The 11,827-nt window shown below is 66.7% G+C and carries 13 protein-coding genes; all 13 read left to right on the top strand.

Going from position 1 to position 11,827, the window contains the following annotated elements; all coding sequences use genetic code 11:
- Positions 1-106: 106 nt before the first annotated feature.
- The 13 genes from ubiE (at position 107) to BMY35_RS11270 (ending at position 11,827) form a co-directional block, all read left to right on the top strand.
- Positions 107-838, top strand: coding sequence for a bifunctional demethylmenaquinone methyltransferase/2-methoxy-6-polyprenyl-1,4-benzoquinol methylase UbiE (gene ubiE, locus BMY35_RS11330; RefSeq protein ID WP_093198268.1), 732 nt, complete (start codon positions 107-109; stop codon positions 836-838).
- Positions 839-872: 34 nt separating this feature from the next.
- On the top strand, positions 873-1,880 hold the full coding sequence (locus BMY35_RS11325; protein WP_093198266.1) for a Tim44 domain-containing protein: 1,008 nt from the start codon (positions 873-875) through the stop codon (positions 1,878-1,880).
- Positions 1,881-1,950: 70 nt separating this feature from the next.
- On the top strand, positions 1,951-2,505 hold the full coding sequence (locus BMY35_RS11320; protein WP_093198264.1) for a ubiquinone biosynthesis accessory factor UbiJ: 555 nt from the start codon (positions 1,951-1,953) through the stop codon (positions 2,503-2,505).
- Positions 2,502-4,076 (top strand): ubiquinone biosynthesis regulatory protein kinase UbiB, encoded by a 1,575-nt coding sequence (ubiB, locus tag BMY35_RS11315; protein ID WP_093198261.1) that lies wholly within the window; start codon positions 2,502-2,504, stop codon positions 4,074-4,076. Before BMY35_RS11320 ends, ubiB begins: the two co-directional genes overlap by 4 nt.
- 13 nt (positions 4,077-4,089) lie before the next feature.
- Positions 4,090-5,541 carry a high affinity choline transporter 1 gene (locus tag BMY35_RS11310; RefSeq protein WP_093198259.1) on the top strand — a complete coding sequence of 484 codons (1,452 nt, stop codon included), beginning with the start codon at positions 4,090-4,092 and terminating at the stop codon, positions 5,539-5,541.
- Positions 5,542-5,644: 103 nt separating this feature from the next.
- Positions 5,645-5,962 carry an FmdB family zinc ribbon protein gene (locus BMY35_RS11305; RefSeq protein WP_093198256.1) on the top strand — a complete coding sequence of 106 codons (318 nt, stop codon included), beginning with the start codon at positions 5,645-5,647 and terminating at the stop codon, positions 5,960-5,962.
- A gap of 16 nt (positions 5,963-5,978) precedes the next feature.
- Positions 5,979-6,611, top strand: a complete 633-nt coding sequence (locus BMY35_RS11300) for a DUF502 domain-containing protein (protein WP_093198254.1) — start codon at positions 5,979-5,981, stop codon at positions 6,609-6,611.
- A 39-nt stretch (positions 6,612-6,650) separates the two neighbouring features.
- Positions 6,651-8,459, top strand: a complete 1,809-nt coding sequence (gene aspS, locus BMY35_RS11295; RefSeq protein ID WP_093198252.1) for an aspartate--tRNA ligase — start codon at positions 6,651-6,653, stop codon at positions 8,457-8,459.
- A gap of 7 nt (positions 8,460-8,466) precedes the next feature.
- Entirely contained in the window at positions 8,467-8,943 is a 477-nt protein-coding gene (gene nudB, locus BMY35_RS11290) for a dihydroneopterin triphosphate diphosphatase (protein WP_093198249.1), read from the top strand.
- On the top strand, positions 8,940-9,707 hold the full coding sequence (locus tag BMY35_RS11285; protein WP_093198246.1) for an endonuclease/exonuclease/phosphatase family protein: 768 nt from the start codon (positions 8,940-8,942) through the stop codon (positions 9,705-9,707). The genes nudB and BMY35_RS11285 overlap by 4 nt, the downstream gene beginning before the upstream one ends.
- A 73-nt stretch (positions 9,708-9,780) precedes the next feature.
- Complete coding sequence (gene folE / locus BMY35_RS11280; protein WP_093198244.1) at positions 9,781-10,512, top strand: GTP cyclohydrolase I; 732 nt, start codon at positions 9,781-9,783, stop codon at positions 10,510-10,512.
- Positions 10,513-10,515: 3 nt separating this feature from the next.
- Positions 10,516-10,938: a BLUF domain-containing protein gene (locus BMY35_RS11275; RefSeq protein WP_093198241.1), complete on the top strand. Its 423-nt coding sequence runs from the start codon at positions 10,516-10,518 to the stop codon at positions 10,936-10,938.
- A gap of 7 nt (positions 10,939-10,945) precedes the next feature.
- The gene (locus BMY35_RS11270) at positions 10,946-11,827 is read left to right on the top strand and encodes a DMT family transporter (protein WP_093198239.1); all 882 of its coding nucleotides are present in this window, start codon (positions 10,946-10,948) and stop codon (positions 11,825-11,827) included.

Below are 11,827 nucleotides of genomic sequence, written 5' to 3'. Positions count from 1 at the left end.
GATAGCCCTACGCCCAGAAAGGGCGGGGCTGAAAAAGCAACAAATGTCCGCCGTGCGCGCGGGGTCGTCGACTTGATGTGAAGGCTTCCGGCCTAACATCGGTCGCATGAGTACCACACACTTCGGCTTCGAAACGGTCGACGAAAGCGAGAAGGCCAGCCGCGTTCGCGGTGTCTTCGATTCGGTCGCATCGCGCTACGACATCATGAACGACCTGATGTCGGCCGGCCTGCACCGCGCCTGGAAGGCGTACACCGTCATGGTCGCGAACGTGGGCGAAGGCTCGCGCGTCCTCGACATCGCGGGCGGCACCGGCGACCTCGCGCTCGCCTTCGCGAAGAAGGTCGGCGCCAGCGGCCAGGTGGTCCACACCGACATCAACGAGGCCATGCTGCGCACCGGCCGCGACCGCCTGCTCGACGCCGGCGTGGTGCTGCCCACCATGGTCTGCGACGCGGAGAAGCTGCCCTTTCCCGACAACCACTTCGACGTGGTCACCGTGGCCTTCGGCCTGCGCAACATGACGCACAAGGACGCGGCGCTCAAGGAGATGAACCGCGTGCTCAAGCCGCGCGGCAAGCTGCTGGTGCTCGAGTTCTCGAAGGTCGCGAAGCCGCTCGCGAAGGCCTACGACTGGTACTCCTTCAACGTGCTGCCGAGGCTCGGCAAGCTCGTTGCCGGCGATGACGCGAGCTATCGCTATCTCGCCGAATCGATCCGGATGCATCCCTCGCAAGAGGAGCTCAAGACCCTCATGAAAGAGGGCGGTTTCGGACATGTGGACTATCACAACATGACTGGGGGAATCGCTGCCCTCCATGTTGGAATCAAGTGTTGACAAGCGGATCTTTCGCTCGAGAGGAGACGACGATATGAAGAGTTTGAGTTCTTTGTTCCTGGCAGCCGCGTTGGTACTGGTCAGTGTCCAGGCCGAGGCTGCGCGCATCGGTGGCGGCAAGTCGGTGGGTCGCCAGTCGTCCAACGTGACGCAGCGCGAGTCCGCGGCACCGTCCGCGCCCGCGCAGCAGAACGCTACCAACGCCGCGGCGGCCAAGCCCGCGACGCCCGCGCCGGCAGCAGCAGCGCCGAAGCGTCCTTGGGGCGCGATGCTCGGCGGCCTCGCCGCCGGCCTGGGTCTCGCATGGCTCGCCAATTCGCTGGGCCTCGGCGCCGGCTTCGCCAACATCCTGCTGATCGGCCTGCTCGTGCTGGCCGGCGTGGTGGTGTGGCGCATGATCAAGTCGCGCTCGCAGCCCGTCGCCAACCGCCAGGGCGGCTTCGCCTTCCAGGGCGCTGGTGCCAGCCCGAGCAACGCGAGCGCTCCGGCGCAGTACAGCCCGAACAACGTGGGCAACGACGCATCGGCGCGTCCTTGGGAGCGCAACAACGCTGCCTTCGACGCCACGCCGCACGGCAGCAGCCTCTCGGCGGCTGGCGCAGCGGCAGGCGGCAGCATGATCGGCTCGGCGCTCGGCGGCTCGCAGTCGTGGGGCATCCCCGCCGGTTTCGACGTCGACGGCTTCCTCGGCGCCGCAAAGCGCAACTTCGTGACCCTGCAGGACGCATGGGACCGCGCCGACGTGTCGACGCTGCGTTCGATGATGACCGACGGCATGGTCGACGAGATCCGCTCGCAGCTGGCCGATCGCGCCAGCCACACCGGCGGTGCCTCGAACAAGACCGAAGTCGTGATGCTCGACGCCAAGCTGCTCGGTATCGAGGAGCTGCCTGACGCCTACATGGCCAGCGTGGAGTTCTCCGGCATGATCCGCGAAGACGCCTCGGCCGGCCCGGGCCCGTTCCGCGAAGTCTGGAACATGACCAAGCCCGTCAGCGGCAACAGCGGCTGGCTGGTGGCCGGCGTGCAGGCACTGCAGTAAACGCAGGCAGGCAAGAAAAACCTGGAACGCGGCCCTCTCGGGGCCGCGACGCAGGCGGGATAATGGGGACATGGCCACACCATCGTCCCCATTTTCTTTTCTAGGCGACCTCTTCAACACCATTGGCGAGCGCCTGCAGCCCCCGGACTGGGCGGTCCACGAGATACAGAACCGCGCGGTGCTGTTCCTCAATCATGTGCTCCAGCAGGAGCCTGAAGCCCAGCAGCGGCTGCTGCGCCAGCAGGGGCGGGTGGTGCGCTTTCAGTGGCGCTTCGTGACCATGGAGCTGGTGGCCACGCCGGCCGGCCTGCTCGACCTGGCGCCCGCTGGCTCGGTGCCCGAGCTGACGCTCACCGTCACCGACGATTCCCCCTTCGACATCGCCCGCGCCGCGCTTCGCGGCGACAAGCCCGCCGTGCAGATCATCGGCGACGTGCAGCTGGCGGCCGAGGTCAACTGGCTGGTCGATCACGTGCGCTGGGACATCGAGGATGACCTCGCCCGCGTGATCGGCGACGTGCCCGCGCACACGCTGGGCAACGGCGTGCGGCGCGTGGTGGGCGCGCTGCGCCAGTTCGTGGGCGACCGCACGGCCAAGGCTGGCTCGGCGAGCAACGCCGAATGAGGCGCTTCTACCGCGGTCTGTTCATCGTCTGGGTCGCGCTGCGCTACGGCCTCGACGAGCTGGTGCTCTCGAGCTTCCAGAAGCCCTGGCTGCGCGTGGTCACGCGCGTCGTTTCCTTCGGGCGCAACCTCGACGCGCCGCGAGGCCAACGGCTGCGCGAGGCGCTCGAACGCCTCGGCCCCATCTTCGTGAAGTTCGGCCAGGTGCTGTCGACGCGGCGTGACCTGTTGCCGCCTGACATCGCCGACGAGCTGGCCTTCCTGCAGGACCGCGTGCCGCCGTTCCCCTCGTCGGTGGCCATCGCCACCATCGAGCGCGCGTTCCGCCGGCCGGTGAGCGACGTGTTCGTGCAGTTCGACGAGACGCCCATCGCCAGTGCGTCGATCGCGCAGGTGCACTTCGCGACCATCCGCACCAACCAGGGCGAGGAGCGCGAGGTGGCGGTCAAGGTGCTGCGTCCCAACATGCGCGGCGTGATCGAGAAAGACCTGGCGCTCATGGCCATGATGGCCGGCTGGCTCGAGAACCTCTCGGCCGACGGCAAGCGCCTGAAGCCGCGCGAGGTGGTCGCCGAGTTCGACAAGTACCTGCACGACGAGCTCGACCTGGTGCGCGAGGCCGCCAACGCCGCCCAGCTGCGCCGAAACATGGCCGCGCTCGACCTGGTGCTGATCCCCGAGATGTTCTGGGACTTCTGCCACCCCGAGGTCATCGTGATGGAGCGCATGAAGGGCGTGCCCATCGCGCAGATGGACCGCCTGCGCGCGGCCGGCGTCGACATCCCCAAGCTGGCGCGCGACGGCGTGACCATCTTCTTCACGCAGGTGTTCCGCGACGGCTTCTTCCACGCCGACATGCACCCCGGCAACATCCAGGTGAGCCTGGAGCCCGAGACCTTCGGGCGCTACATCTCGCTGGACTTCGGGATCATCGGCACGCTGACCGAGTCGGACAAGGAATACCTCGCGCAGAACTTCGTGGCCTTCTTCCGGCGCGACTACAAGCGCGTGGCCGAGCTGCACCTCGAAAGCGGCTGGGTTCCCGTGGGCACCCGCATCGACGAGCTCGAAGCGGCCATCCGCACCGTGTGCGAGCCGTACTTCGACCGGCCGCTGAAGGAAATCTCGCTGGGCATGGTGCTCATGCGGCTGTTCCAGACCTCGCGGCGCTTCCACGTCGAAATCCAGCCGCAGCTGGTGCTGCTGCAGAAGACGCTGCTCAACATCGAGGGGCTGGGCCGCAACATCGACCCCGAACTCGACCTCTGGGCCACGGCCAAGCCCTTCCTCGAGAAGTGGATGGTCGACCAGATCGGCCCCAAGAAGCTGTTTCAGCAGCTCAAGGCCGAGGCGCCCAGGTACGCCAAATTGCTGCCCCAATTGCCTCGATTGCTGCACGATTTCCTGGAAAATCGCCCGTCCGACAACCGTCGCGAGCTGCTCGAACTGCTGGCCGAACAGAAGCGCACCAACCGGTTGCTGCAGACCATCGTCTACGGTGGCATAGGTTTTGTATTGGGTATGTTGGTGTTGTTCGCCACGCAATTGCTGGCGCGCGTGCGTTTGTTCTAGAGGAGTTTCCGCCGTGTTGTTGACGCTGGTCATCGTCTATCTGCTTGTCACCATCGCGATCGGCCTCTATGCCGCCAAGCGGGTGAAGAACACAACCGACTTCGCCATCGCCGGGCGGCACCTGCCGCTCTACATGATCGTCACGACCACCTTCGCGACCTGGTTCGGCTCCGAAACGGTGCTCGGCATCCCGGCCAAGTTCATCGAGGGCGGGCTCAACGGCGTGGTCGAAGACCCGTTCGGCGCGGGCACCTGCCTGATCCTGGTGGGCCTGTTCTTCGCGGGCAAGCTCTACCGCATGACGCTGCTGACCATCAGCGACTACTACCGCGAGCGCTACGGCCGCGGCGTCGAGGTGGCCTGCTCGCTCATCATCATGCTGAGCTACCTGGGCTGGGTGTCGGCGCAGGTTACGGCGCTGGGGCTGGTGTTCAACCTGCTCTCGGGCGGCGTGGTCAGCATTCCGGTGGGCATGGTGATCGGGGTGGTCTCGATCCTGGCGTACACGCTCTTCGGCGGCATGTGGTCGGTGGCCGTCACCGACTTCATCCAGATGATCATCCTGGTGGCCGGCCTGGCCGTGATCGCGATGTTCGCGGGCAACATGGCCGGCGGCGCCGACAAGGTGGTGGCCTTCGCGGTCAGCAAGGACCTGTTCAAGTTCTGGCCCGAGCCGAACCTGCACGACATGGTGTTCTTCTTCGCGGCCGCCATCACGATGATGCTGGGCTCCATCCCGCAGCAGGACGTGTTCCAGCGCGTGATGTCGGCCAACAGCGTCAAGGCGGCCCGGCGCGGCCCGGTGATCGGCGGCGTCGCATACATCCTGTTCGCTTTCGTTCCCATGTTCCTGGTGGCGAGCGCGCTGCTGATCATGCCGGAGCAGACGGCCGCGCTGCTGAAGGAAGATCCGCAGAAGGTGCTGCCCACGCTGGTGCTCGAGAAGATGCCGTTCGTGATGCAGGTGCTGTTCTTCGGTGCGCTGCTGTCGGCCATCAAGTCGACCGCATCGGCCACGTTGCTGGCCCCCAGCGTCACCTTCACCGAGAACATCTGGCGCCAGTTCCGGCCGGCCGGCACCGACCGCCAGAACCTGATGACGATGCGCATCACGGTGCTGCTCTTCAGCGCGGCCGTGCTGGCCTATGCGATCCGCATGCAGGGCACGTCGATCTACGAACAGGTGTCGAGTGCCTACCAGGTGCCGCTGGTGGGGGCCTTCGTGCCGCTGGTATGCGGGCTGTACTGGCGCCGCGCCACCACCCAGGGGGCCGTCGCTTCCATCGTCCTGGGCATCGGCGTTTGGCTGCTGTTCCTGAAGGTTTCATCCTGGGGCGCCGTATTTCCGGCCCAGCTGGCGGGCGTGCTGTGCTCTTTCGCCGGCATGGTGGTCGGCTCGCTGCTGCCGCAATGGTTGGCGAACACTCACACGCCGCACCGGCCGCTGGCCACCGAACCGGCCTGAAGCCCGGGCCCGGCGGTCGGGCCGGGCGTCCTTTGGCGGGGGCGCCCCTATAATCGAGGGCTTTGCGAGCGGCCGTTGCGCCGCTTTTAGACCTCATTTCCCCATGCCCATCTACGCCTACAAGTGCAGCGCCTGCGGCTTCGCCAAGGACGCTTTGCAGAAGATGTCCGATGCGCCGCTCACGGTGTGTCCGGCGTGCGGCGCGAGTGCGTTCGAAAAACAGGTCACGGCCGCCGGCTTCCAGCTCAAGGGCTCGGGCTGGTACGTGACCGATTTCCGCGACGGCGGCGGCAAGAAGTCCGAGCCGGCCACCTCGCCCGCGTCCGGCGAGTCGTCGTCTTCGTCCTCCTCTTCCACCACGACCGCCGCTCCGGCGCCCGCCGCACCGGCTCCCGCGCCGGCCGCGGCCAGCGGCGACTGAAATACCCCTGACCGCCATGCTCGCCCTGCGCAAATGGTTGCTGTCCGGCCTGCTGGTCATCGTGCCGCTGGTCATCACGCTCGGCGTGCTGAACTGGATCATCGGCACGCTCGACCAGACGCTGTGGCTGCTGCCCGAGCAGTGGCAGACCTGGCTCAGCGACCACAAGGTGCGCGGCCTGGGCGTGCTGCTCACGCTGGCCATCCTGCTGGTGGTGGGTGCCACGGCCAGCAACTTCGTCGGCAAGCGCCTGCTCGGCTGGGGTGACGCCGTGGTGCGGCGCATCCCGGTGGTGCGCTCGATCTACTCCAGCGTCAAGCAGGTGTCGGACACGCTGTTCTCCGAGAACGGCAATGCCTTCCGCACGGCGGTGCTGGTGCAATGGCCGCGCGAAGGCGTGTGGACCATCGCCTTCGTGACCGGCGCACCCGGCAACGAGGTCGCCGCGCATCTCGGCGAGGGCGAGTTCCTCAGCGTCTACGTGCCGACCACGCCCAATCCCACGGGCGGCTACTTCGTGATGCTCAAGCGCAGCGACTGCATCGAACTGAAGATGAGCGTGGACGAAGCGCTCAAGTACATCGTCTCGATGGGGGTGGTCGTTCCAGGCGGCCCCACCACGGTGGCGGTGAAGTCTTCCAACTCATAAAAGAACGAACGCGCCCCCGAGGCGCCGGAATGGATTCCTATGGCCATGCGTACTCACTATTGCGGTCTCGTGACCGAAGCCCTGCTGGGCCAGACCGTCACCCTTTGCGGCTGGGTCAACCGTCGCCGCGACCACGGCGGCGTGATCTTCATCGACGTGCGTGACCGCGAAGGCTACGTGCAGGTGGTGTGCGACCCCGACCGCGCCTCCACCTTCGCCGTGGCCGAGAACCTGCGCAATGAATACTGCGTGCAGATCACCGGCCTGGTGCGCGCGCGTCCCGAAGGCACGACCAACGACCAGCTCAAGAGCGGCAAGATCGAAGTGCTGTGCCACGAGCTGAAGGTGCTGAACCCCTCGGTCACGCCCCCGTTCCTGCTGGACGACGACAACCTGTCGGAAACCACCCGCCTCACGCACCGCGTGCTCGACCTGCGCCGCCCGGCCATGCAGCGCAACATGATGCTGCGCTACAAGGTGACGATGGAAACGCGCAAGTTCCTCGACGCCAACGGCTTCATCGACATCGAGACGCCGATGCTCGGCAAGTCCACGCCCGAGGGCGCGCGCGACTACCTCGTGCCCAGCCGTGTGCACGACGGCAGCTTCTTCGCGCTGCCGCAGTCGCCCCAGCTCTTCAAGCAGCTGCTGATGGTGGCCGGCTACGACCGCTACTACCAGATCGTGAAGTGCTTCCGCGACGAAGACCTGCGCGCCGACCGCCAGCCCGAATTCACGCAGATCGACATCGAGACCTCGTTCCTCGCCGAGGAGGAAATCCGCGAGATGTTCGAAGGCATGATCCGCAACGTGTTCCGCAACGCCGCGGGCATCGACCTGCCGGTGTTCCCGACCATGACGTACGCCGACGCGATGTTCAAGTACGGCTCGGACAAGCCCGACCTGCGCGTGAAGCTCGAGTTCACCGAACTTACCGAGCTGATGAAGCGCGTCGAGTTCAAGGTGTTCTCCAACGCCGCCACCATGCCCGGTGGCCGTGTCGTGGCGCTGCGCGTGCCCGGCGGCGGTGCCGAGGGCGGCCTGTCGCGCGGCGAGATCGACGCCTACCAGGAGTTCGTCAAGATCTACGGCGCCAAGGGCCTGGCCTACATCAAGGTCAACGACGCGCAAGCCGGCCGCGAAGGCCTGCAGAGCCCGATCGTGAAGAACCTGGACGACAACGCGCTGGCCGAGATCATCGCCCGCACGGGTGCGCGCAACGGCGACATCCTGTTCTTCGGCGCCGACAAGGAAAAGGTCGTCAACGACGCCATCGGCGCGCTGCGCATCAAGATCGGCCACAGCGCCTTCGGCAAGAAGAGCGGCCTGTTCGACGATCGCTGGGCACCGCTGTGGGTGGTCGACTTCCCGATGTTCGAGTTCGACGAGGAAGGCCAGCGCTGGAGCGCCGTGCACCACCCGTTCACCGCGCCGAAGGACGGCCATGAGGACCTCATGGACACCGCGCCCGAGAAGTGCATCGCCAAGGCCTACGACATGGTGCTCAACGGCATCGAGATGGGCGGCGGTTCGGTGCGTATCCACCGCGAGGAAGTGCAGAGCAAGGTGTTCCGCGCGCTGAAGATCAGCGCCGAGGACGCGCAGCTCAAGTTCGGCTTCCTGCTGGACGCGCTGCAGTACGGCGCGCCTCCGCACGGCGGCATCGCCATCGGCCTGGACCGCCTGGTCATGCTCATGACCGGCGCCGAGTCGATCCGCGACGTGATCGCCTTCCCCAAGACCCAGCGCGCGCAGGACCTGCTGACGCAGGCTCCGAGCCCGGTCGACGAGAAGCAGCTGCGCGAACTCCACATCAAGCTGCGCAACGCCCCCCAGGCAACGGCCTGATGCGGCCATGACGACCAGCCCCCGGCCCTGGAAGATCCCGGAGTCGGTGCTGGTCGTGATCCACACGCCGGCGCTCGATGTGCTGCTGATCCGGCGTGCGGATGCCGAGACCGACTTCTGGCAGTCGGTCACAGGCAGCAAGGACGTGGCCGACGAGCCGCTCGCGCTCACCGCGGCGCGCGAGGTGGCAGAGGAAACCGGCATCCGGTGCGGCGAAGGCACGCCGCTGGCCTCGCAGCTGGTCGACTGGCAGCTGCGCAACGTCTACGAGATCTACCCGCGCTGGCGCGCCCGTTACGCGCCCGGCGTCACGCACAACACCGAGCACCTGTTCGGCCTGCGCGTGCCCGAACGCATCGTGCCCACGCTCGACCCGCGCGAGCACACCGACTGGCGCTGGCTGCCGTACCGCGAGGCGGCCGACGCCTGCTTTTCCCCGTCGAATGCCGAAGCCATTCTGTTGCTGCCAGAATTTGCGCGATGAACCAGCCGGCAGCAGCAGCGGTGCAGAACCTCCGCGTCGCGACCTACAACATCCACAAGGGTGTGCAGGGCATCGGACCTGCGCGGCGGCTCGAGATCCACAACCTCGGCCATGCCATCGAGCAGCTCGACGCCGACATCGTCTGCCTGCAGGAAGTGCGCAAGATGAACCGGCAGGCGGCGGCGCGTTTCGCGCGCTGGCCCGAGCTGCCGCAGGCTGACTTCCTCGCGCCCGAGGGCTACACGGCCGTCTACGAGACCAATGCGGTCACGCGCCACGGCGAGCACGGCAATGCGCTGCTCACGCGCTGGCCGGTGCTGGGCACCAACCACCAGGACATTTCCGACCACCGCTTCGAGCAGCGCGGGCTGCTGCACGTGGTGATCGACGTCGAAGGCCGGCGGGTGCACGCCATCGTGGTGCACCTGGGGCTCATCAAGGGCAGCCGGGTGCGGCAGATCGCGAGGCTGCGGGAGTTCATCGACCGCGAGGTGCCGCCCGGCGAGGCCGTGGTGGTGGCGGGCGACTTCAACGACTGGGGCGCGCGCATGCGCTACGCCATGAACGCCATGGGCCTGCGCGATACCAGCGACCTGCGCGGCCCGCGCACGCTCACGTACCCCTCGCGCCTGCCGGTGACTCAACTCGATTTCGTTTACGGGCGTGGGCTGGCGCCGCAGGCCTGCGTGGTGCCGCGCGGTCCGATCTGGGCACGCATGTCCGACCACCTGCCGCTGGTGGCTGATTTTACGCTCCTCAATTGATAGCATTGCTCCGAGAAGGGACGGGCGTTGCGGGCCCGAATGTCCGGAGCCATTCACTGGTACGATCCCCGCCATGCTGAGGAAAACCGACGTCGACCCGCGCCCCGATCGAAATGACGATGACGAGGGCACGCCCGTCTCCGTGAAGATCCGCGAGCGCATCACCGCCGCGCGCAAGCGCTTCAATGCCAACGACAACATCTCCGAGTTCATCGAGCCCGGCGAGCTCGAGAAGCTTCTCGACGAGGTCGAGGTCAAGATGAAGGGCGTGCTGCAGAGTCTTGTGATCGACGTCGAGAACGACCACAACACCGACAACACCGCGCGCCGCGTCGCGAAGATGTACCTGAACGAGGTGTTCCGCGGCCGCTACGTGGCTCCGCCCTCGCTCACCGAATTCCCCAACGCAGAGCACCTTAACGAGCTGATGATCGTCGGCCCGATCACCGTGCGCAGCGCCTGCTCGCACCACTTCTGCCCGATCATCGGCAAGCTCTGGATCGGCGTGATGCCCAACGAGCACACCAACGTTATCGGCCTGTCGAAGTACGCGCGCCTGGCCGAGTGGGTCATGGGCCGTCCGCAGATCCAGGAAGAAGCCGTGGTGCAGCTGGCCGACCTGATCCAGGAAAAGACGCAGCCCGACGGCCTCGCCCTCGTCATGGAGGCCGAGCACTTCTGCATGGCCTGGCGCGGCGTGAAGGAAATGGACAGCAAGATGATCAATTCCGTGATGCGCGGCGTGTTCCTGAAAGACCCGAGCCTGCGCCGCGAATTCCTGTCCCTCCTGCCCAGAAAGGACTGAGCCATGCTGGTCCGACTCCTCTACGCCAGCCGCGCCGTCGACACCAGCCCCGAGGCCGTCGAGGCGATCCTCGCGCAATCGCGCTCGCACAACACGACCTGCGGTATCACCGGCATCCTCTGCTACGGCGCCGGCACCTTCCTGCAGGCCATCGAGGGCGGGCGCATGGCGGTCAGCGAGCTCTACGGCCACATCCAGCGCGATGCGCGCCACAAGGACGTGGTGCTGCTGCACTACGAAGAGATTTCCGAGCGCCGTTTCGGCGGCTGGACCATGGGGCAGGTCAACCTGTCGAAGCTCAATGCCTCGACGCTGCTGAAGTATTCCGAGAAGCCCGAACTCAACCCGTACGCGGTGTCGGGCAAGGTCTCATTGGCGCTGCTCGAGGAACTGATGGCCACGGCCGCCATCGTCGGCCGCCACTGACCGCGGAGTGCCGCTCTCCGCATTCGCACTGATCCTGCTCGCCGGGATCATCCACGCAAGCTGGAACATCGCCGCCAAGAAGGCGAACGGCGATGCGCGCTTCAGCTTCCAGGCCAGCGTGTTCAACATGTTCATCTGGGCGCCGGTGGGCATCGCGCTGGGATGGAACGTGGTGCCGGGCTGGGGCGCGACCGAGTGGGGCTTCGTCGTGCTCAGCGGGGTGCTCCACGTCCTGTATTTCATCGTGCTGCTGCGCGGCTATCGCAAGTCGGACCTGACGGTGGTCTATCCGCTCGCGCGCGGCTCGGGGCCAATGCTGTCGTCGCTCGTGGCGGTGCTGTTCCTCGGCGAGAAGATCAGCCTCGTCGGCGTGGCCGGCATCCTGGGCGTGGTGGTCGGTGTGTTCCTGATCGCCGGCGGCCCGCGCCTGTGGCAGAAGGCGCACGACCCGGCGCAGCGCGCGCGCGTGCACAAGGGCATGCGCTACGGCGTGCTCACCGGCGCCTTCATCGCCGCCTACACGGTGGCCGACAGCTACGCCGTCAAGTTCCTCATGATGTCGCCGATCCTGCTCGACTACATGAGCAACTTCGTGCGGATCGGGCTGCTGCTGCCCGCGGCGCTGCAGGACCGCGCGACCACCGTGCGCATGTGGCGCGAGCAATGGAAGTACGCGCTGCTGGTGGCGGCGATCAGTCCGGTGTCGTACGTGCTGGTGCTCTACGCGGTGCAGCAGGCGCCCATCTCCCACGTCGCGCCGGCGCGCGAGGTGTCGATGCTGTTCGCCGCGCTCATCGGCGGCCACCTGCTGCGCGAGGGCGACCGGCTGCTGAGGCTGCTGGGCGCGATGTTCATCGCCGCCGGCGTGGTGGCGCTCGCGATGGGCTGA

It is taken from the genome of Variovorax sp. YR750 (genome assembly GCF_900109805.1).
Taxonomy (GTDB): Bacteria; Pseudomonadota; Gammaproteobacteria; order Burkholderiales; family Burkholderiaceae_C; genus Variovorax; species Variovorax gossypii.
Note: the sequence above shows the minus strand (reverse complement) of the source record. Positions and strands in the feature narration are given on the sequence as shown.

Bases quoted from the DNA above. Each gene is read 5' to 3' on its own strand.
- ubiE (WP_093198268.1), top strand. From the start codon at position 107: ATGAGTACCACACACTTCGGCTTCGAAACGGTCGACGAAAGCGAGAAG.
- BMY35_RS11325 (WP_093198266.1), top strand. From the start codon at position 873: ATGAAGAGTTTGAGTTCTTTGTTCCTGGCAGCCGCGTTGGTACTGGTC.
- BMY35_RS11320 (WP_093198264.1), top strand. From the start codon at position 1,951: ATGGCCACACCATCGTCCCCATTTTCTTTTCTAGGCGACCTCTTCAAC.
- ubiB (WP_093198261.1), top strand. From the start codon at position 2,502: ATGAGGCGCTTCTACCGCGGTCTGTTCATCGTCTGGGTCGCGCTGCGC.
- BMY35_RS11305 (WP_093198256.1), top strand. From the start codon at position 5,645: ATGCCCATCTACGCCTACAAGTGCAGCGCCTGCGGCTTCGCCAAGGAC.
- BMY35_RS11300 (WP_093198254.1), top strand. From the start codon at position 5,979: ATGCTCGCCCTGCGCAAATGGTTGCTGTCCGGCCTGCTGGTCATCGTG.
- aspS (WP_093198252.1), top strand. From the start codon at position 6,651: ATGGCCATGCGTACTCACTATTGCGGTCTCGTGACCGAAGCCCTGCTG.
- nudB (WP_093198249.1), top strand. From the start codon at position 8,467: ATGACGACCAGCCCCCGGCCCTGGAAGATCCCGGAGTCGGTGCTGGTC.
- BMY35_RS11285 (WP_093198246.1), top strand. From the start codon at position 8,940: ATGAACCAGCCGGCAGCAGCAGCGGTGCAGAACCTCCGCGTCGCGACC.
- folE (WP_093198244.1), top strand. From the start codon at position 9,781: ATGCTGAGGAAAACCGACGTCGACCCGCGCCCCGATCGAAATGACGAT.
- BMY35_RS11275 (WP_093198241.1), top strand. From the start codon at position 10,516: ATGCTGGTCCGACTCCTCTACGCCAGCCGCGCCGTCGACACCAGCCCC.